This window comes from Microbacterium sp. STN6 (assembly GCF_026410545.1).
Classification (GTDB): domain Bacteria; phylum Actinomycetota; class Actinomycetes; order Actinomycetales; family Microbacteriaceae; genus Root112D2.
In genome coordinates this window covers 261,942-281,876 of record NZ_JAPMIT010000002.1, presented here as the reverse complement: position 1 = coordinate 281,876, position 19,935 = coordinate 261,942, and the positions used below count along the sequence as shown (strand labels likewise).

Below are 19,935 nucleotides of genomic sequence, written 5' to 3'. Positions count from 1 at the left end.
TGGGATTACGCCCGGCTCGAGGCCGGAAGTTGAGGAACAGAAGAGTCAGAGTCATGGGCCGGTTTGAACAACCGTCCGCGCAACCACAGTGAGACATACACCAGTCCGACCAGCACCGGCACTTCGATCAGAGGGCCGACGATGCCGGCCAACGCTTGACCGCTGGCAGCACCGAACGTGCCGATGGCCACGGCGATCGCCAGCTCGAAATTGTTTCCCGCGGCGGTGAACGCCAGGGTTACCGTCTTGGCATACGTGAGACGGATCGCCTTGCCCAGGAGGAATCCGACGATGAAGGTCACCGCGAAATACACCAGCAGCGGCAGCGCGATTCGCGCCACATCGAACGGATGCGCGATCACCTGATTGCCCTGCAACGCGAATAGCATCACGATCGTGAACAGCAGCCCCCGCAGGGCGAACGGCCCAACCTTTGGCAGGAATGTTGACTCGTACCAGGTTCGGCCCTTGGTTCGTTCACCGATGCGGCGCGAGAGATATCCGGCCACCAATGGGACCCCGAGGAAGATCAGAACACTCAGCGTGATCGCCCAAATCGAGAAGCCGGCACTGGTGGTGGCAAGACCGAGCCAGCCGGGAAGTACCTGCAGGTAGAACCAGCCGAGCGCCGCGAATGCAAGCACTTGGAACACCGAGTTCAGTGCGACCAGGAACGTAGCAGCTTCTCGATCTCCACAGGCGAGGTCGTTCCAGATCAGCACCATCGCGATACAGCGAGCGAGACCCACAATGATCAAACCCGTGCGGTACTCGGGCAGATCCGGAAGGAGAACCCAGGCCAGCGTGAACATCAACGCCGGCCCAACGATCCAGTTCATCACGAGCGAGGCGATGAGCAGTCGCTTGTCGCCCGCGACGGCCGCAGCATCCGAGTAACGCACCTTGGCCAACACCGGATACATCATCACCAACAGCCCCACGGCGATCGGCACACTCACCGTACCGATCGTGAACGCCTGCAACGCAACGACCAGCCCCGGCGCGATCACCGCCAAAAGCAGTCCCAGACCCATCGCTAGCAATATCCACACTGGCAGGAACCGATCGGCTGTGCCGAGCTTGCCTGATTTCACCACAGTCTGCTGGTCAGTCACAGTGTCTCCGAGATTGTGAGAATCGATAGTCATCGATGTTCAGTTTCCCCGACGATATCGACGTTTGTCAATGTTGGTGAGAGACTACCTCTATGACGTTGACTGGCTTCCTGCCCGTGACCGACGTGACGGCATGCTGCAACCCGATCGCACGCGAAGCGATCTCGGCCGGGAACGCGACGAACCTGGCGAAGTCGCTACGTGCCCTCGCCGACCCGGCCCGGATCCGGTTGATCTCGATGGTCGCCGCACACGAGGATGCCGAGGCGTGCGTATGCGACCTAACCGAACCTCTCGGGCTGGGCCAACCAACCGTCTCGCACCACCTGAAGATCCTGGTCGACGCCGGCTTTCTCAGCCGCACCAAGCGCGGAACCTGGGCTTACTACCGACTCATTCCGGGTTCCCTCGACTCTGTCGCACGATTACTTGTAACGGTCTAACCGAGACAGCGGGCGAACACTGCTCCGATACGGGTGACACAAGATGGTGACGTGAGCGCAGCCTTCGATCGCGGGGCCGTCACGGCGGAATATCAGCAGGCGGGCGACGAGCCCCAACGGCTCCTCGACTCGTTATCAGCCAGCCTGGATTGCAGAGCAACGGCACCCGCTGGACAAACGAGCAACTCCTGTTCCACATCCCCACGGGCGCCACACAAGATAATCAGGAGACCGGGCAGGGATCACCGGCTATGCAATAATCTGCGTATGGATGCAGATATGCCGGTGTGCGGGCGAGAACCTGATAGTCAATACGTCGAGCTTGCGGTCGAGGTCTTCGCGATGCTCGCCGACGCAACGCGGGTGCGGCTGATCCTCGCGCTGCGTGATGACGAGTTGTCGGTCAACCATCTGGCGGACATCGTCGATAAGTCACCGGCCGCAGTTTCGCAGCATTTGGCGAAGCTGCGGCTCGCCCGCATCGTGTCGACTCGGCAGCAGGGGACTCGCGTCTTCTACCGGCTCGAAAACGAACACGCGCGACAACTCGTCTCCGACGCGATCCTCCAGGCCGAGCACTCCCTCGACAGCAATCCCCGCCACCACCACGCCCAGAACGAGGCGACCACGTGAATACTTCACAGGCACATCAGGACGAGGATGGTCACGAAAACGGGCAGCCTCAAGTTCATGAGCACGCGCACGCACACGCTCACGAGCACCCCCACGAACACGGTCATTCGCACGATCCCGGCGGCCACTCGCATCCGGCCGGAATCAAGGGTTTCTTCTACGGCTTGTTCGTGCCCCACAGTCATGACGCTGCCGACTCGATCGACGACGCGCTAGAGGCGAGCACGCGAGGCGTTCGCGCCTTGAAGATCAGCCTGTTCATCCTTCTGGGAACAACCGTGGTGCAATTCATCATTGCCCTCTTCAGCGGATCAGTGGCGCTGCTGGCGGACACAATCCACAACTTCTCAGACTCGCTAACCGCCGTACCGCTCTGGGTTGCCTTCGTGCTCGGTCGCCGCGTGGCCACCCGCCGATACACCTACGGGTATGGTCGGGCCGAAGATCTCGCCGGTCTGTTCATCATCGCGGTTGTCGCCATCTCGGCGGTGGTCGCGGCGTGGCAGTCCATCGACCGGTTCTTCAATCCACAACCGCTACACAATCTGTGGTGGGTGGCCGCCGCCGGTGTGATCGGCTTCATCGGCAACGAGGCAGTCGCGATCTATCGCATACGGGTCGGGCAGAAGATCGGCTCCGCCGCTCTCGTCGCCGACGGGGTGCACGCCCGCATCGATGGCTTCACCTCCCTGGCTGTCGTTGTCGGCGCTTTCGGTGTGATGCTGGGCTTCCCGCTAGCGGACCCTATTGTTGGTCTTCTCATTTCGGCGGCGATCATCGTGCTGCTGTGGGGCACGGTCCGAAGTATCGGCCAGCGGCTCATGGACGGCATCGAGCCGGAACTCGTGGACCGTACGCAGTCGGCGCTTGAGCACACGCCGGGAGTGCTGTCCGTATCAAAATTGCAGCTGCGGTGGGTCGGTCATCGACTCCAGGGTGCGGCCACGGTCGTGGTGGCCGACACTGCGCTGTCACATGCGGAATCCGTGGCTCATGAGGCAGAACACCAGCTCGTCCATTACCTGCCTAACCTTGACGATTTCGCCATCCGCACCGTTACCACAGCAGAAGATTTGAAGCCGCACTCTCATGACGGTTGAGCCGACTGGCAGTCATTCGGCACACAGCCATGGCATCGCCCCTACAGCGGACACGCGTTACCTGGTCGTCGCCCTGTCATTGATCGTCGGATTCATGATCGTCGAGGTCGTCGTGGCAGTACTGTCCGGGTCGCTGGCGCTGCTATCGGATGCCGGTCACATGCTCACCGACGCCGGCGCGATCGGCGCGTCACTGTTCGCGCTTCGCCTGGCGGCGCGTCCGGCGAAGGGAAAGTGGACCTACGGACTCAAACGAGCCGAGATCCTCTCGGCCGCCGTGAACGGAATCACGTTGGTGGTCATCAGCGGTATCGTCGCGGTCGAAGCCATCCGCCGCCTGCTCGACCCACCTCCCGTCGAGGGCGGTCCGGTGCTCGTGGTTGCCCTCGTCGGGGCGGCGGTGAACCTGGTCGCCGTGTGGGTGCTGGCCAAGGCGAATCGCACCAGCCTGAACGTGCAGGGCTCCTATCTGCACATCCTGACCGACCTGTACGGGTTCATCGCCACCGTCGTGGCAGGAGTTGTCATTCTGGCCACCGGCTTCAGCCGTGCCGACGCGATCGCATCATTGATCGTGGTTGCGCTGATGGTGCACGCCGCCTGGGGGCTGCTGCGAGATTCCGGACGCGTTCTCCTGGAGGCCGCTCCGGAAGGCGCGGATCTGTCGATGATCCTCAACCACCTGATGGAGCCGGAACATGTCCGATCCGTGCACGACATGCACGTCTGGACGGTGACCTCCGCCCTGCCCGCTCTGTCGGCGCACATTGTGCTCGACGACACCTGCTTCCGCGATGGCCACGCCCCGCAGGTTCTCGACCAACTGCAGACCTGCTTGATCGGTCACTTCGACGTCGAACACAGCACCTTCCAACTGGAACCAGCCAACCATGCCGCCCACGAGAGCGGAACGGAACACTAGGGCCGGCGCCAACGACTCCTGACGACGAGGTGAAGATGCGTCAGCGCGTGCTGTATAGTCAGCCTATGCTGACCTCCGCCTCCCGACTTGACGTCATAAACCGGCTGGGCCGCGCCATGGCCGATCCGACCCGCTCCCGCATTCTCATGAGTCTGCTCGAGCAACCGGGCTATCCCGCACAACTGGCGCTGACGCTGGAGCTGACCCGCTCGAACGTCTCGAACCACCTCAGCTGCCTGCGGGGGTGCGGCATCGTCGCTGCTGTTCCCGAGGGCAGACAGACACGGTATGAGATCGCCGACGCCCACCTGACGCGGGCGCTGTCGGCGCTGGTCGACGTGGTACTCGCTGTCGATGACGGTGCAGCCTGCGCCGACGAGAGCTGTGACCTCCCCCTATGCTGCGGAACCGGCGCATGACCGCCACCACGAACGGTTCAACCCCGGTGCTGGGACCCCAGCGCAAGTGGATGCTGCAACGACGCATCCGCTGGATCGTCGCCGTCACCATCGGCTACAACCTGATTGAGGCGATCATCGCCCTCGCCGCAGGTACCGTCGCATCCTCGGCCGCCTTGGTCGGTTTCGGTCTCGATTCCGTCGTTGAGGTGCTCTCCGCAGCAGCGATCGCCTGGCAATTCAGTGCGCCCGACCCCGAGAAGCGTGAAAAGGTCGCCCTACGCGTGATCGCTCTCTCGTTCTTCGGCCTGGCCGCCTACGTCATCGTCGATGCCGCGCCGTCGATCTTCGGTCTGCGCGAGGCGGAACACAGCCCTGTCGGTATTGCTCTCGCTGCGATCAGTCTGGCGGTCATGCCATTTCTGAGTTGGTTCGAACGTCGAACCGGTCGCGAACTGAGGTCGGCATCCGCGGTTGCCGATTCGAAGCAGACTCTGATTTGCAGCTTTCTCTCAGCGGCACTCCTGGTAGGCCTGCTGCTGAATGTACTGCTCGGGTGGGCGTGGGCGGACTCGATCGCCGCGCTCGTCATCGCAGGCTTTGCGATCAAGGAGGGGCTCGAAGCATGGAAGGGCGACACGTGTGCCGTGCCGGTGGCCGCGCTGACCGGTGAACGCACAGTCGAGGCCGACGAATGCTGCCAACCAGGCGAGGAACAACCGTGAAAATAGAGATCCTCCACATCGACGACTGCCCGAACACGGCGGAAGCCGGCGACCGGCTCCGCACGGCACTCGACGTGACGGGCCACGAGAATGCGCGCATCGCATTCGTGCTTATCGGTTCGGCGCATGAGGCAGCAGGACTACAGTTCGCTGGTTCACCCACCATCCTCGTCGATGGAACGGACCTCTTCCCCTCAGCCGGCCGCACGCAGAACCTGGCGTGTCGGATCTACAGCACTCCGACGGGAATCGCTGGGGTGCCGACTGTGGACCAGTTGAGTGAAGCGCTAGCCTCACGCCGCTGAAAACGAGTCGGCTAGTAACGGGTGAGAATCTCCTTCACCTGGTGCCTTGATGCGGATAGGACGGCCAACAGCTGCGGCACACTCACCGAGTCGAGGTCGATCACCAGCGTCCTCCCACTCCATATGCCCATGCGATCGCCCGCGATAGAGCGAGAGGCGCGCGGGGTAGGCAGCGACGCTGCGCTGACCACGGCTTGAAGATCGGCGAATGCTACGGCCGTGTAAATCTGCGTCGTGGCAGGCGAGGAATGGCCAAGCACTTCTTGGGTCGCTCGAAGGTCTTTCGTGCCGGCATAGCCCATGGTCGCTGCACGATGGCGAAGGCTGTGCAATGTCCAGCCCCGAGTGAGCTCTGTCACCCATTTGTAAACGGTGCTCGAGTGGAGGTGGCCACCGAATCGGCCAGGGAAGTAGAAGGTATCGGTGCCCTGCTCGTGCTCAAGTTGAACGAGTGTGGTGCGGGTCAGCTCGTCGAGTGGCACTGCTCGTTCTCTCGATCCTTTGCCAAAGAACCGGATGGTGTTGCTTCGGCGATTACGGGGGTGCAAGGCTGCGATTTCGGAGCGGCGGAGGCCCTCGGTCGCAGCCAGAAGAATCATCGCCCGCACCGCCAACGATGCTTGTGCGAACGCTTCCAAAACGACGTCCTCGGGAGTCGGATGCGGCAGAGGCCGAGGCACTGCCACAGGCATCAGCGCATACGCCGGATCGGATGCCATGCGTCCCGACAAGTGCGCCCACCGATAGAACGATCGGAACGAGGCGCGGATCTTCTTCAGGTACTCCGGCTTCCACCCGGCACATTCGGCGCCAACGCCCAGGTAGACGACAAGATCTTCCGCACACACCGCAAAGAGTTCTGGGTAGCGCCGGGAGAAGCGCTCGATATCGCCCATGCGCTGCTTGACTGTTCCGGCGCTCTTACCCGCCGCCAGCAGGTGATACCGGTATGCGGCAGGAACCTCCATTTCCCCGTTACCTAATCGTTATGCGCTCAGTGCCCTGCGGCGCAGAAACTCATCGACCCGAGTCACCACGGCGCCGCTAACCTGCTCGGACTTCCGCGTGTTTCCGCGGCTAACTCGTAACCCAGAGGTCGTAGGTTCAAATCCTGCCCCCGCAACCAAAGTCAGAACGCCCGGTCTCTTCGGAGGCCGGGCGTTCTGCGTATGCGGTTCCCCTTGCGGTGGAGGCGGCTGAAATTAGTCCGAAACTCCCGGCTTCCGCGATTTCGTTGGCCAACGCACATTAGATTCGGGTGGTGGCAGAAACAGAAGCCGAGCGACGCGACGCGCATCCGCTACTCGTGCTGATGTGTGGTCGGTCGTTCTCGGGCAAGAGCACGCTCGCTCGCGCAATCACCGATGAGCTCGGCGGAGACATCGTGAGCCTGGACGCAATCAACGAGGAGCGTGGACTGCGTGGCGGCGAGGGCATCCCGATAAACGAGTGGGCGCGCACAAATGACGAAGCGGATGCGCGTGCCGCCCTCGCACTCGCTGCCGGCCGCCCAGTTGTCGTCGACGACACCAGCTCACCGCGCTTTCTGCGAGACGGATGGCGCCGGCTGGCCGAGCGGTCGAGCTCGCGCTTCGTGCTGGTCTACGTCAACGCGGCGGAATCGTTGATTCTCGAGCGCGTGGAGGCCAATCGACAGGCGGGCGACCGACACGACGCCCGGGATGAGCTGCTGCAAGCGCATCTCGGCTCCTTCGAGCCGCCAGCCTCGGATGAGCCGCACATTCTCGTGGACGGTGGCGGGTATGACGTCGCCAAGGTGGTTGCGGCGGTTTCGCGAGACACGAGCTCTCGGGTCCCGGGACCCCAAGTGGTCTCGCGGGACCTGAAATGAAGGGTCCCACGAGGCGCTTTCGGGTCCCGCGACGGGCACGCGCCCCGCAACGGGGCACGCGCCCCGCAACGGGGCACGCGCCTCGCAACGGGCACGCGCCCCGCAACGCTGCCGTGTCACAGGGGCTCGGTACACTCGTCGAAACTCCGCGCACGAGGAAGAGGCGAGATGTCATTTCAGGCGTATCTGGACACCATCGAAGAGAAGACCGGGCTCACCCCGCGAGAGCTCGTCGAGATTGCCAACCAGAAGGGGTTCAACGACCCCGCCGTGAAGGCGGGCGCGATCCTCGAGTGGCTCAAGACCGACTACGCGCTGGGGCGCGGGCACGGCATGGCGCTCGTGCACGTCATCAAGAACGGGCCCGCGATCAGCGCGAAGCACGTCGGCACCACCGGCACCCACCGAGACGCGAGCGACACCCTGTGGCTCGACGGCAAGGCGACGAACCCGGCGGTAAGCTGAGCGCTCAGCTCGCCCTCGAGTGCGGGTCGGTTGCGTTCAGTCGGCTAACGACCGCGTCGTAGTCGCCCCGGGTCTCGGCGAATCGCAGCAGTTTCACGCCCTCGACGAGCACCTCCCCCGCCTCGCCCTCGAGGCGCTCGTCGAGCAGCGCGGCGGCCTCCGCGATGAACTCGTCGAGCGGCATCGCCACTGGGCTCTGCTCCTGCCCGGGCATCAGTGCCGTACGCACCGCCGGCGGTACCAGCTCGATGACCCGCACGCTCGTGTCGGCCAGCTGCAGCCGCACCCCCTCGCTGAGCATGTGGATGGCCGCCTTCGACGCGTTGTAGCTCGGCGTAGCGGCGAGCGGCACGAACGCCAGCCCTGACGAGACGGTGACGATGGCAGCATCCGCCTGTGCCTGCAAGTGCTCGATGAAGGCGCCGATCAGGCGGATGGGCCCCAGCAGGTTCGTGGTGACGATCTGCTCGGCTGTGCCGACGAACCCTGCCGGCGAGTGCCAGTCCTCGGCCCGCATGATGCCAGCCATCGTCACCAGCACGTTAAGGCGCGGATGCGCGGCGAGCACCTTCTCGGCGGCCCGACCGATGCTCGCGGCATCCGCCGTGTCGATCTCAACGGTATCGATGCCCGGATGCTCCCGCGCGATGCTCTCGAGCAGTTCGACCCGTCGGCCGCCGACGATGACGGTGTTGCCCTTCGCCTGCAGGGAGAGCGCCAGGGCGAGCCCGAGGCCGCTCGTCGCGCCCGGAATGAAGATGGTGTTGTTTGTCGTGTTCATGGCTCAAGCCTGAGGGCGCTCGGCCGGCTGTGGCAGAGAGGCCTCATCGGGGGATCCGCAGTCTCTGGCTCGCCACGCGCGCCGCGGTGGATGATAGAGGTATGGATCGCGCTGAGCTCGCCACGTTCCTCCGCACGAGGCGCGAGTCGCTTCGACCGTCGGACGTCGGCCTGACCGAAGGCGCAAGACGCCGCACCGAGGGCCTGCGGCGCGAGGAGGTCGCGGCGCTGGCCGCCATGTCGACCGACTACTACACGCGACTCGAGCAGCAGCGCGGCCCGCAGCCCAGCACGCAGATGCTCACGTCGCTCGCCCGCGCGCTCCGGCTGAGCTCGGACGAACGGGACTACCTGTTCCGCATGGCGGGTCACAACGCGCCGGGGCGGGCGGGCGCATCCGCTCATGTCTCCGCCGCCCTGCTGCGCGTGCTCGACCGCCTCGACGACACACCTGCGCTCGTGCTCTCGAACCTCGCCGAGGTGCTGGTCGAGAACCGGCTGGCGGCGGCGCTGCTCGGGGACCACTCCGCGTACACGGGATTCGAGCGCAGCGACATCTACCGCTGGTTCGCGCACCCGGAAAACGAGCGCGAACGGTACCCCGAAGACGATCGGGACCGACAGAGCAGGGCCCTCGTCGCGACCCTGCGAGTGACCTACGGCAGCATGGGCTCACGGTCGCGCGCCGGGGAACTCGTACGAACCCTGCAGGAGCTCAGCGCGGAGTTCGCGGCACTCTGGGAACGGCACGAGGTCGCTCAACGCTTCGCCGACCACAAGACGATCGTGCACCCCGAGCTCGGGCCCATCGAACTGGACTGTCAGGCCCTCTTCAACGAGGAGCAGAGCCAATGCCTGCTCGTGCTGACCGCCGCCCCACGGTCCGCGGACGCGGAGAAGCTCGAGCTGCTCGGCGTACTCGGCGCGCAGAGGTTCTGAGTGACGCGGCGTCACGCAACTCGCAGCTAACCGGCCTACCGTCAGCATGTGAGTTGGCCGCACACACTGACGGCTGCAGGCGAGCCCCTCGCCGCGGGTAGTCGCCGCATGCCCTCCGGGCTGGCGGCATGGCTGCCTTCGATAGCGTCGGGCGCGGTCATGGCTGCCCTGGGCGCGTGGGGGCTCGGCCGCACCTCGATGTACGGCACCGAGGGAGCCACCTATTGGGCGGCACACCTGCCGCTGGCACAGCTCTGGCACCTTCTCGGCCATGTGGACGCCGTGCACGGTCTCTACTACCTGATGATGCACGGTGTGTTCGCGCTTGGCAGCAGTACCGTCGTGCTTCGCCTTCCGTCCCTCATCGGCGCCATCGCGGCCGTCGCGCTCACCGCTCGCGTGGCGCAGTTGCTGACCGGCAGGTGGGTGATCGCGCTCACGTCGGGGCTGGTGCTCGCCGCGCTGCCCCTCGTCAACGAGTACGCCCAGGTCGGCCGGTCGTACGCGCTCGACCTCGCGCTCGTGATGGCGGCGAGCCTCGCGCTGCTGCACGCGCTCCGCGGAAACCATTCGGCCGTGCCGCGCTGGCTTCTCTACCTGGGACTCGTCGTGCTCGCGGGGTACCTGCACGAGATGACCACGCTGATGCTGCTGGCACATGGCGCGACGCTGCTCTGGGCGCGGGTTCCCAGAGCCACGTTGAGGGCATGGATGCTCTGCGCCTGCGGCGCAGCGGTGGCCATGACTCCGCTCATCGTGGTCAGCCACGCCGAGGAGGCGCAGCTCGCCTGGATCGGTTCGGTGGGATGGGCCGCCGCCGGCCGACTCTACGCCACACTGTTCGGCTCGACACCCGGCGTCGTCGCCACTGTGAGCGCGCTCGTGGGTGGCGCACTCCTGTTCGGTGTCGGCGGCGCGCGGTCGAAGCAGAGCGTCGGGATGCGCGCGCCGAGTGCCGGGATGCTCGCGCCGAGCGGGCCGCAGCGCGCTCCCGTCTCCCTGGTGCAGTTCGCACTTCCGCTTCTCGTGCTGCCCGGCGCCGCGCTCATCATCGAGTCGTCACTCAGCACTCCCCTCTACGGCGGCGTGCGATACGTGCTCTACAGCTCGGCCGGCGTCGCGCTGCTCGCCGGGTACGGAGCCTACGAGATATCCCGGCGACTGCAGCCGGCCCTCCGCGGATCGCACCTCGAGCGCTTCGTCTGCGCAGCCGTCGTCGCGATCATTCTCGTGGCCGGGGCCCCGCTGCAAGTGACCCTGCGCACGGCGTCCGGGCATCCGCAAGACATGCTTTCAGCATCCGAATACGTGACGAAACACGCTCGAGCGGGCGACGCGATCCTGTTCCTTCCCGAGGTGTCATCGCTGGCCCGGCTCGCGTACCCGGGCGACTTCTCGCATGTGAACGACATCGCGCTCGCCGCCTCCCCCATGAGCACCGGCACCTTCTACGGCACGCAGCACTCGCTGCCGGCGATCGTCGACGAGGTGCTGGAGACGCGACGAGTCTGGGAGTTCAGCAACGACGGCTCTACCGGGATGTCGGCGCGCCAGCGACGCGAGCGCGCGACACTGGAGCGCGACTTCCACCTCGCCCGCAAGCAGGAGTTCACCGGCATCACGGTGCGGCTGTGGGTGCGCGACGCCGGCGTCGGCCGCCCCGCCGAGGCGGATGACAACGTGCACCAGTCGGCGGCCCGCGGAATTCTTGGGACATTCTGAGAGGCGTTGGGAAACGCTTGAGAGCGTGAGCACACGTGAACTCAAATCTGTGAGCGCCAGCCTCCCCACATTCGACGTCAGCAAGGTGCCCGCTGCGAGTGTGCCGTTCTGGGTGACGAAGGTTTTGACGACGGGAATGGGCGAGACGACCTCGGACTTTCTCGTGCACCGCTTTGATCCCGTGCTCGCGGTGCTGGGCGCGGGGATCGTCTTCGTGATCGTCCTTGCGCTGCAGCTCGCGGCGCGGCGCCTGTTGCCATGGCTGTATTGGGCAGCCGTCGTCATGGTGGGTGTGTTCGGCACGATGGTGGCCGATGTGATCCACGTGCAGTTCGGCGTGCCCTACGCGGTGTCGACTGCGGCGTTCCTCACGATCCTCGGCGGGATCTTCGCGCTCTGGTACGTGAGCGAACGCACTCTGTCGATCCACAGCATCCGCAGCAGGCGTCGGGAGCTGTTCTACTGGGCCACCATCGTCGCCACCTTCGCGCTCGGCACAGCAGCGGGCGACATGACCGCGAAGACGCTGGGTCTCGGCTACCTCGAATCCGGCGTACTGTTCGCCGTTCTCATCGCCCTGCCTGCCGCGGCGTACCGCCTGCGCGTGCTGCCGGCGACCGCAGCATTCTGGATCGCGTACGTGCTCACTCGCCCTCTCGGCGCCTCGTTCGCCGATTGGGGCGCGATGCCGTCGAGCGCCGGCGGACTCGGATTAGGCCCCGGACCCGTCTCGATCGTGCTCGGTTGCGTCATCGTGATGTGCGTCGCGGTCATCAGCGTGCAGTTCGTGCGCCGCTCTGCCACGCTCAGCTGAACTCGGCGCGCGTAAACTCGGCCCATGACCTGGTCGGCCGACCTGCTACCGAGCCTTCTCGGCATCGCCATACTCGTGCTGCTCGCCACGGCCGTGCTCAGCGTGTACCGCGCCCCTCACCGTTGGGCGCCGGCCCTGGCCGTGCTGCGAGGCACGCTGCAGTTGGCCGTCATCAGCGTGATCCTGACCGGCGTGATCTCGAGCGGGTTGTGGGTCGGCGTGGCGCTCGGCGTCATGTTCGTCGTGGCTGCTGCGACCGCATCCCATCGCCTCGGCTGGTCGCTTGCCCACGCCGGGCTGGTGACGGGCGCGATGGCGCTCGGGATCGCCATGACCCTCAGCATCGTCTTCGCCACGGGAGCGATCGAGTTCTCGCCCCGCTACGCGCTGGCGATCGGCGGCATCGTGATCGGCAACTCCATGAGCATCGCCACGCTGGCCGGCCGGCGTTTCACCGAAGCCGTCGGTGATCGGTGGGAGGAGGTCGAGGGGTGGCTGGCGCTCGGGGCGACGCCGCGCCAATCGACCCTCGACATCGCGCGGTCGTCGGTCTACTCGGCGCTGATCCCGTCGACCGATCAGACGAAGACGACCGGCCTCGTAACCCTGCCAGGCGCGTTCGTGGGTGCGATCTTCGGCGGCGTCTCCCCGCTCGAAGCCGGACGTTTTCAGATCGTCGTGCTCGCCGGCATCATGGCTGCCGGAGCGATCACCGCCGTCGTTCTGGTCGCGGGCCTCGCGCCGGTGCGAGTGAAGCCGCGCCCGGTCTCCTGACGCCCGCTGCCGTCGGTCTACGACACTCCGAGCTGGCCCGACAGCACCATGACGCCCGCACCGCGCACCACGATGTCGCGGCCAAGGGCGGTCATGCGCAGCTGCACGTCGGTGTGGAAGCCGGCCATCGTTCGCTCGCGAAGCGTCGCGATGGCCGCATCCGTCAGCGCTCCCCCGAGCAGATCCTCGGGGCCGCTCAGCACGACCTCGGCAAGGTTGAGGGCGCCCACGATCGGTGCGAGCACGATGGCGAGGCGGCGGCCGGCGTCGGCCAGAACCGCTTCAGAGTCCTGACCAGCGGATGTCGCGTGGCCCAGCCGTTCGCGAAGCTGCGGCACGGCGAGCGACGCCTCCAGCGACCGCGCCCCGTCGTACGGCCCACGCGCCGAGTCCACCATCACCTGGCCGATCTCGCCGGCCGCGAACCGGCTGCCGTACACGAGCGCACCGCCGACGAGCAGGCCGGCGCCGACGCCGTGGCCCACCTTGACGAGCATCATGTCGCCGAGAGCCTGGCCGAAGCCGTACTCGGCGAGCACGGCGACGTTCGCATCGTTGCCCACATACGCGGCAGAGCCCGTGTGCTCGCGAACGCGCTGCTGCAACTCGAGAGCGGACCAACCGAGGTTGGGTGCCGACACGACGACACCCGTCGGATCGACGATTCCCGGAGAGCCGACACCGATGCCGAGCAAAGGGGCCGTCGCATCGGCAGCGAGCGCGTCGGCGAGTTCGAGAACGAGTGTGACCGCCCGCTCGCCCGTGGCACCGTCGAGAGGCACGTCGCGGCTCGCCAGCACCGTGCCGTGCAGGTCGAGCACGGCACCACGAAAGTACGCGTCTTCGCTGAGGTCGAGACCGACGATCTGCGCGTATTCGGCGTTCATGTCGAGCAGCACCGCCGGCTTGCCCGGCCTGGCCTCGTCGCGCTGGCCGAGCTCGACGATGACACCCTCGGCGACGAGCTCGGCGACCAGGTCTGAGATCGTCACACGGGTCAGGCCCGTGGCCCTGGCCAGGTCGGCGCGACTCTGGCCACGGTCGCGGTAGAGCGTCTGCAGAACCAGGGAGCGGTTGTGGGCGCGCGCCTGTTCGGGAAGAACCTTGGTTCGAGGCCGGAGTGTGCGCCCCAGCTCGAACTCTCCCGACATGCGTGCGCCCTCTTCCGCGCGACTACTTGCCGGACGAACCGGAGCCGGAGCTTCCCGTCGAGCCGCTGCCCGAACCGCCCGTCGAGCCGCTGCCCGTCGTGCTGTCGCCTTCCGCAGCGAGTGCCCGGTTGAGAGCATCCGTCAACTGCTGGTCCGCCGTGCCGTACGCCGCCCAGTCGCCCGCCTTGAGCGCCTGGTCACGAGCGAGCATGGCGGCCTTCGCATCCTGCAGAGCCTGCTGGAGCGCCGCGTTGTTCGCCGCGCTGCCCGTGGACCCGCCCTGAGACCCGTTTCCGGTGCCCGTGCCGTTGTCGGCCGGCGGCGTCTCGGTGCCGCCCGTGCCGCCCTGGCCGTTACCGGTATCCACGTTCGTATCACCCGCGTTTGCCCCTGAGTCACCGCCGAACAACGCGTCGAGCGCGCCGTCGAGGGTGTCTTCAAAGGCGATCTTCTCGCCGAACGCCACAAGCACCTTCTGCAGCAGCGGATAGCTCGTCTCACCCGTGGACTTCACGTAGACAGGCTGCACGTACAGCAGTCCGCCGCCCACAGGCAGCGTCAGCAGGTTGCCGCTGATGACGTCGGTCTTGCCGAGTCGCAGAACGTTGAGCGCCTGAGAGACGTTGGGGTCGGAGCCGAACGTGTTCTGCACCTGGCCGGGCCCGGGCACGTTATCGTCGGTCGGCAGGGTCAGCAGTCTCAGCTTTCCGTAGCCCGAAGCGATCTTGCCCGGCGTTCCGCCGGCATCCGCATCGACGGCGAGGTACCCCTTCAGCACGCTTCGCGTCGACGATGTCGTCGCCTGAGGTATATACGTCGAGTACAGCGAGAAGCTCGGCTTCTTCTGACCGGGCATCTGCATCGTCAGGTAGTACGGCGGCTGCAGACTCTGATTGCTCGACACCGGGTCATCCGGCGTCACCCACGCGTCATCCCTGGAGAAGAACGAGCCGGGGTCTGTGACGTGGAACTGGCCGAGAACGTCGCGCTGAACCTTGAACAGGTCAGCGGGATAGCGCACGTGGCTGAGCAGCTGGCTGCTCATCTCCTTCATCGGCTTGACGGTCGTCGGGAAGATCTTCTCCCACGTCTTCAGAATGGGATCGCTCGTATCCCAGGCGTAGAGGGTGACGGAGCCGTCGTACGCGTCGACGGTGGCCTTGACCGAGTTGCGAATGTAGTTGATGTCGTCCATCGCATACGGGTTCGTCTTCGGCGTCTGCGAATCGGCGATCGCCGAGCTGAAGCTGTTCACCTTCGAGTACGGGTAACTGTCGCTCGTCGTGTACCCGTCGATGATCCACTTGATGCGGCCATCGACGACCGCCGGATACGGGTCGGAGTCGATCGTGAGGTACGGCGCCACCTTCTGCACGCGCTCGACCGGCGAGCGATCGTACAGGATCTGCGAGTGGCTGTTCACCGAATTGGAGAGCACGATCTGCTCGTCCTGGAACTTCAGCGCGTAGACCAGGCGATTAAAGAGATTGTCGAGCTTCGGACCACCGTTGCCCTGGAAGGTCGTGTACGTCTGTGACGCGCCGTCCTTGCCGGCGGGGTAATCGAGTTCGACGCCGCCCTTCTTGTTCTTCAGGCCCCCGACGATCGAGTATCTGGGCGATTTCTCGCCGAAGTACACGCGAGGCTGATATTTGCCGAGCTCGCCGGAGACCGGGATGCCGGATTCGAGGAAGACGGGCTGGCCGTCGGGCGACCGTTTGTTGCCGTAGGCCGCGACAACGCCGTAGCCGTGCGTGTAGACAAGCGCGTCGTTGAACCAGTTGCGCGACGAGATGCCGGACTGCTCGAGCTCGCGCACGGCGATCACGGTGTCCTGCTCCTTGCCGTTGAGCTTGTAGCGGTCGACATCGAGCGTGTCTGGGAACCCGTAGTACTGCTTGAACTGCTGCAACTGGGCGAACGACTGGCTGACCTCTGCCGGGTCGATGATGCGAATATTCGCGGTCGTCTCGGCATCCTGCCGAAGCGCACCCTGTTCTGCCGTGGTCTTCGCGTTGTACAGCCTCTCCTGCACATCGCTGACGCCGTACGCGTCGCGCGTGCCGTCGATCGCCCGCTTCACGTACGTCTGCTCGATGGTCTTCTCGCTCGGGTCCACCTGGAACTTCTGCACAACCCAGGGGTAGATCGAGCCGATGATGATCGCGGAGACGAGCAGCAGCGCCGTGCCGATGAGCGGAAGTCGCCAACGGCCGACGAGCGCGGTGATGATGAAGAGCACGGCGACGACCACGGCGATGCCCGCGAGAATGGCGCGACCGGGAATGGTGGCGTGCGTATCGGTGTACGCCGCGCCGTTGATCATGCCACCGTTGACGTTCGCGTCGGTCAGCGTCGCATAGCGGTCAAGCCACACGCTCACGCCCTGCAGCAGCAGGTACACGGCGGCGGTGATCGCGATCTGCACCCGGGCCGCCTTGGCGATGCGCACCTCGCGACCCGTGATCCGGATCGAACCGTAGAGATACGTGGTCGCGAGCACCGCGATGAGCGAGATGATCACGGTCGCCGAGGCGAACCCGACGAGGCCGCGATAGAACGGCAGGTCGAAGAGATAGAACGAGATGTCGAGATGGAACTGCGGGTCGACCTTGCCCGTCGGCGTGCGGTTCAGCCACATGAGCGCACTCTGCCAACGGCTGCCGGCCGAGACACCGGCGAAGAGTCCGAAGATGATGGGGATGCCATACATGGCCAGGCGGCGAAGCGGCTCGATCACCTGCTGGTAGCGGTCGAGCTGCGCGTTCAGCTTCGCGTAGACGGGGCGCAGCCGGTACGCGAGCTGGATGCTCAGCCACATGGGGAACGCGAGAGAAATGAACCCGATGCCGAACAACGCCGCCGCGGCGAACCACTGCGTCGTGAGCACCTCGAGGAAGCCGAGCTGCTGGTACCAGAGCCAGTCGGTGTACAGCCCGCTGAAGATGAAGAAGAGGATCACCAGGGCGACGATGACCCCGATCGTGATCCAGATCGCGGCGCGTCGCCGCGTCGTCGGCCGTTGTGCTGCAGCTGATGTCACCCTGTTGTCCTCGTGCTCTGCGTCGGAAGGGGGTCTAGACCATCCTAGGCGTGGCAGCGAGGCAGCTTGTCGAGGTCGCCGGAGGTTCGAAGCGCCTTCATAACATCGAGCGAGTCGCCGAGCGTCTTCACCGAGAACACGCGCAGCCCATCGGGAACGTGCCCAACGACATCACCGCAATCGGATGCCGGAGCAAGGAAGTAGTCGGCGCCCGCATCCCGTGCGGCGAACATCTTCTGCCGGATCCCGCCGATGGGGCCCACGTTGCCCTCGTTGTCGATGGTGCCTGTGCCCGCGACGGATTTTCCGCCATTGAGCGTGCCCGGCGTGAGCTTGTCGATGATCCCGAGCGCGAACATCATGCCGGCGCTCGGTCCGCCCACCTTGTCGAGCTGAATCCTTACCTCGAACGGGAACGTGTAATCCATGCCGACGCCGACGCCGAGAACCACCGACCCGTCCCTCGTGACCGGCGTCACCTCGACCGTCTTCGACTTGCCGTGACGCAGCACGCCGATCTCGGCCGTTCGGCCCGCACCGCTCTTCGCGACGAGGGAGCGCAGGCTGGCGACGCCTCCCACCTTGGTTCCGTTCACGGTGACGATCTCATCGCCGACCTCGAGTCGACCCGACGCCGGCGTGCCCTTCAGAACCTGCTTCACCGAGACGGCCTGGGGGAACGTGGTGCCCAGCTGGTTCAGAGCCGCTGCGACCGCATCCTTCTGGGAATTCAGCATGAGGGCCGTGTTCTCGGCGTCCTGCTCCTTGACGGTGCTCGACGGCGGGTACGCCACGTCGACGGGAATCACGGCCTTGCTCGGCTCGAACCAGGCGCCGACGACCTGCATCCAGCTGGGCAGCGCACCCGGCCGGCCCACCGACGCGACCGTGAGCATGTCGAGGCTTCCCGACGTGGGATACGTCTTCTGGCCGGGGATTGAAATGAGCGGCACGGCCTTCTCGGTCTGCTCCGCGCCGGTGGCCTTCCCCGAGTCGCCCACGGGTTGATCACTCGCCAACGTGTTGAAGACCGGGCCCGGCATCTCGATGACGTACGGCGCGGGAGTGAGGCCGAGGATCAGAACGAGAACGACGCCGATGGCGAGCAGCACCCAGCCGACCGTGACCGAGCGGCGCACGACGGGTGCGGGGCCCTGGGGCTCGGCGAAAGCAGAGTCTTCTCGGAACAGCGCCACGGCATCCCTTCTGCATGTGTTCGCGGCAGGCGGACACCTCGGTGCGACAGTCTATATACCGGCGGGTTAGCGTAGTTTGAGCGGCTGAGAGCTTGCCATGATGAAAGAGGCGCGATGACCATGCCAGGCGACGACAACGAAGACCGGCCGGACGACGGCGCGAACGGCGACGGCCCAGATGACTTCCTCGAGATGCTGCGCGAAATGCTCTCGGGCTCCTCGTCGATGGATGCAAGCCAGCTGGCGGGTGCCGCAGGGCTGCCGAACGATCCGGCGGCGGTGGCAGGGCTCATCTCCCAGCTGCAGAATGCGATGCGCGCTGGCGGCGGGATCAACTGGGACCTCGCGAGTGAGCAGGCACGCACCCTGGCTTCCGAGGGCGCGAAGGCGATCGAGCCCGGCAGGCGCAGCGCCATGGAGCAGGCGTTCCACGTTGCGGCGCTGTGGCTCGACGAGGCCGCTTACGTGTCGGAGCTGAGCGGCACGCCCACCCTCACGAGTCGCGCCGAGTGGGTGCGCACGACCATGCCGTTGTGGATCCAGCTTGCCGAGCCCGTGGCTCTCAGCATTGCCGCCGCGATCACTCGCGTATTCCAGGAGCAGGCGCCTGAGGAGATGCGCTCCATGGTGCAGGGCGCAGAGTCGGTCATTCGCTCGGTCGGCGGCGCCCTCTTTGCGATGCAGCTCGGTCAGGTCGTGGGTCAGCTCTCGCGCGAGGTCGTCTCGGGAGGCGACATCGGCATCCCCCTGCTCGACGACGGCAGCGCCACGCTGCTGCCGCAGAACGTGGAGGAATTCGGCGCCGGCCTCGACATTGCCCAGGACCAGGTGGAGCTGTACCTGGCCGTACGTGAGCTGGCACACGCACGGCTGTTCCGCCACGCGCGCTGGATGCGGCTGCAGCTCATCACCTCGATCACCGAGTACGCGCGCGGCATCTCGATCGACACCGGCATGCTCGAAGAGGTCGCCGAGAACTTCGACCCGTCAAACCCCGAGGAGCTGCGGCAGATCATGGCGAGCGGCGCCCTGATCCCGCCGAAGTCGCCCGCGCAGGAGGCGGCGCTCGCCCGCCTGGAGACCATGCTCGCCCTCGTCGAGGGCTGGGTCGACGTGGTCACCCGCTCGGCGACCACTCGCCTGCCCTCGTCAGACGCGATCGCGGAGATGGTGCGCCGACGGCGCGCGGCCGGCGGGCCAGCCGAATCGGCGTTTGCGACGCTCGTCGGCCTCGAGCTGAGGCCGCGCAGGCTGCGTGAGGCCGCGGCCATGTGGCAGCAGGTGACGGATGCGGTCGGCGCCGAGGCGCGCGACCGGCTGTGGTCGCACCCCGATCTGCTGCCGGACGCCGGCGACCTCGACGACCCTGCCGCCCTCGTCGCCCGGCTGCGCGCCGAGCAGAGCGGCCAGTCGCCCGAGCCCGACGAGCTCGACCAGGCCATCGAGGATCTGCTGCGCGACGACGGACCGGACGAACGGCCGACGGAGCAGTAGGGGCACGCCAGCGCAGCACTTCTCCCCCGCCCCGCTGTGGACAATCGCGGCGGCCTCACCCCGT

At 65.9% G+C, this 19,935-nt stretch carries 20 protein-coding genes; 14 read left to right on the top strand and 6 right to left on the bottom strand.

What is annotated here, in order from left to right:
* Positions 1-5: 5 nt before the first annotated feature.
* Positions 6-1,148, bottom strand: coding sequence for an ACR3 family arsenite efflux transporter (arsB, locus tag OSC27_RS06705; RefSeq protein WP_416348826.1), 1,143 nt, complete (start codon positions 1,146-1,148; stop codon positions 6-8).
* A gap of 59 nt (positions 1,149-1,207) precedes the next feature.
* Between arsB and OSC27_RS06700 the strand changes: the two genes are divergently transcribed.
* The 7 genes from OSC27_RS06700 to OSC27_RS06670 all read left to right on the top strand — a co-directional run bounded on the left by OSC27_RS06700 (position 1,208) and on the right by OSC27_RS06670 (position 5,641).
* Entirely contained in the window at positions 1,208-1,558 is a 351-nt protein-coding gene (locus OSC27_RS06700) for an ArsR/SmtB family transcription factor (RefSeq protein WP_267180678.1), read from the top strand.
* A gap of 267 nt (positions 1,559-1,825) precedes the next feature.
* A complete protein-coding gene (locus OSC27_RS06695) occupies positions 1,826-2,191 on the top strand; it encodes an ArsR/SmtB family transcription factor (protein ID WP_267180677.1) in 366 nt (121 codons plus the stop codon).
* Positions 2,188-3,291 carry a cation diffusion facilitator family transporter gene (locus tag OSC27_RS06690; protein WP_267180676.1) on the top strand — a complete coding sequence of 368 codons (1,104 nt, stop codon included), beginning with the start codon at positions 2,188-2,190 and terminating at the stop codon, positions 3,289-3,291. Before OSC27_RS06695 ends, OSC27_RS06690 begins: the two co-directional genes overlap by 4 nt.
* Positions 3,281-4,213, top strand: a complete 933-nt coding sequence (locus OSC27_RS06685; protein WP_267180675.1) for a cation diffusion facilitator family transporter — start codon at positions 3,281-3,283, stop codon at positions 4,211-4,213. Before OSC27_RS06690 ends, OSC27_RS06685 begins: the two co-directional genes overlap by 11 nt.
* 65 nt (positions 4,214-4,278) lie before the next feature.
* Positions 4,279-4,632, top strand: coding sequence for a Cd(II)/Pb(II)-sensing metalloregulatory transcriptional regulator CmtR (cmtR, locus tag OSC27_RS06680; RefSeq protein ID WP_267180674.1), 354 nt, complete (start codon positions 4,279-4,281; stop codon positions 4,630-4,632).
* Positions 4,629-5,336 (top strand): cation transporter, encoded by a 708-nt coding sequence (locus OSC27_RS06675; RefSeq protein WP_267180673.1) that lies wholly within the window; start codon positions 4,629-4,631, stop codon positions 5,334-5,336. The genes cmtR and OSC27_RS06675 overlap by 4 nt, the downstream gene beginning before the upstream one ends.
* Positions 5,333-5,641, top strand: coding sequence for a thioredoxin family protein (locus OSC27_RS06670; protein WP_267180672.1), 309 nt, complete (start codon positions 5,333-5,335; stop codon positions 5,639-5,641). Before OSC27_RS06675 ends, OSC27_RS06670 begins: the two co-directional genes overlap by 4 nt.
* A gap of 11 nt (positions 5,642-5,652) precedes the next feature.
* Here the strand turns inward: OSC27_RS06670 and OSC27_RS06665 are convergent, their stop codons facing one another.
* Positions 5,653-6,609: a tyrosine-type recombinase/integrase gene (locus OSC27_RS06665; RefSeq protein WP_267180671.1), complete on the bottom strand. Its 957-nt coding sequence runs from the start codon at positions 6,607-6,609 to the stop codon at positions 5,653-5,655.
* A 293-nt stretch (positions 6,610-6,902) separates the two neighbouring features.
* Between OSC27_RS06665 and OSC27_RS06660 the strand changes: the two genes are divergently transcribed.
* Together OSC27_RS06660 and OSC27_RS06655 are read left to right on the top strand one after the other, a co-directional pair.
* Entirely contained in the window at positions 6,903-7,493 is a 591-nt protein-coding gene (locus OSC27_RS06660; RefSeq protein WP_267180670.1) for an AAA family ATPase, read from the top strand.
* 168 nt (positions 7,494-7,661) lie between these two features.
* A complete protein-coding gene (locus OSC27_RS06655; protein WP_267180669.1) occupies positions 7,662-7,958 on the top strand; it encodes a DUF4287 domain-containing protein in 297 nt (98 codons plus the stop codon).
* Positions 7,959-7,962: 4 nt separating this feature from the next.
* Here OSC27_RS06655 and OSC27_RS06650 read toward each other — a convergent pair whose 3' ends face one another.
* Entirely contained in the window at positions 7,963-8,739 is a 777-nt protein-coding gene (locus tag OSC27_RS06650; protein WP_267180668.1) for an SDR family oxidoreductase, read from the bottom strand.
* Between the two features lie 101 nt (positions 8,740-8,840).
* Here OSC27_RS06650 and OSC27_RS06645 point away from each other — a divergent pair, with 101 nt between their 5' ends.
* Genes OSC27_RS06645 through OSC27_RS06630 form a run of 4 tightly spaced genes read left to right on the top strand, consistent with a single transcriptional unit; the run spans position 8,841 to position 12,987 of the window.
* On the top strand, positions 8,841-9,677 hold the full coding sequence (locus OSC27_RS06645) for a helix-turn-helix transcriptional regulator (RefSeq protein WP_267180667.1): 837 nt from the start codon (positions 8,841-8,843) through the stop codon (positions 9,675-9,677).
* 48 nt (positions 9,678-9,725) lie between these two features.
* Positions 9,726-11,399, top strand: coding sequence for a glycosyltransferase family 39 protein (locus OSC27_RS06640; protein WP_267180666.1), 1,674 nt, complete (start codon positions 9,726-9,728; stop codon positions 11,397-11,399).
* 25 nt (positions 11,400-11,424) lie between these two features.
* Entirely contained in the window at positions 11,425-12,213 is a 789-nt protein-coding gene (locus OSC27_RS06635) for a hypothetical protein (RefSeq protein WP_267180665.1), read from the top strand.
* A gap of 24 nt (positions 12,214-12,237) precedes the next feature.
* Complete coding sequence (locus OSC27_RS06630; protein WP_267180664.1) at positions 12,238-12,987, top strand: ABC transporter permease; 750 nt, start codon at positions 12,238-12,240, stop codon at positions 12,985-12,987.
* A gap of 17 nt (positions 12,988-13,004) precedes the next feature.
* Here OSC27_RS06630 and OSC27_RS06625 read toward each other — a convergent pair whose 3' ends face one another.
* Genes OSC27_RS06625 through OSC27_RS06615 form a run of 3 tightly spaced genes read right to left on the bottom strand, consistent with a single transcriptional unit; the run spans position 13,005 to position 18,377 of the window.
* On the bottom strand, positions 13,005-14,138 hold the full coding sequence (locus OSC27_RS06625; protein WP_267180663.1) for an ROK family transcriptional regulator: 1,134 nt from the start codon (positions 14,136-14,138) through the stop codon (positions 13,005-13,007).
* 22 nt (positions 14,139-14,160) lie between these two features.
* Positions 14,161-17,181, bottom strand: coding sequence for a UPF0182 family protein (locus OSC27_RS06620; protein WP_267180662.1), 3,021 nt, complete (start codon positions 17,179-17,181; stop codon positions 14,161-14,163).
* 44 nt (positions 17,182-17,225) lie between these two features.
* Positions 17,226-18,377: a PDZ domain-containing protein gene (locus OSC27_RS06615; protein ID WP_323373975.1), complete on the bottom strand. Its 1,152-nt coding sequence runs from the start codon at positions 18,375-18,377 to the stop codon at positions 17,226-17,228.
* A 120-nt stretch (positions 18,378-18,497) separates the two neighbouring features.
* On the opposite strand from OSC27_RS06615, the gene OSC27_RS06610 reads away from it, so the two are divergent.
* Positions 18,498-19,871 (top strand): zinc-dependent metalloprotease, encoded by a 1,374-nt coding sequence (locus tag OSC27_RS06610; protein ID WP_267181151.1) that lies wholly within the window; start codon positions 18,498-18,500, stop codon positions 19,869-19,871.
* The last annotated feature ends 64 nt before the right edge of the window (positions 19,872-19,935 follow it).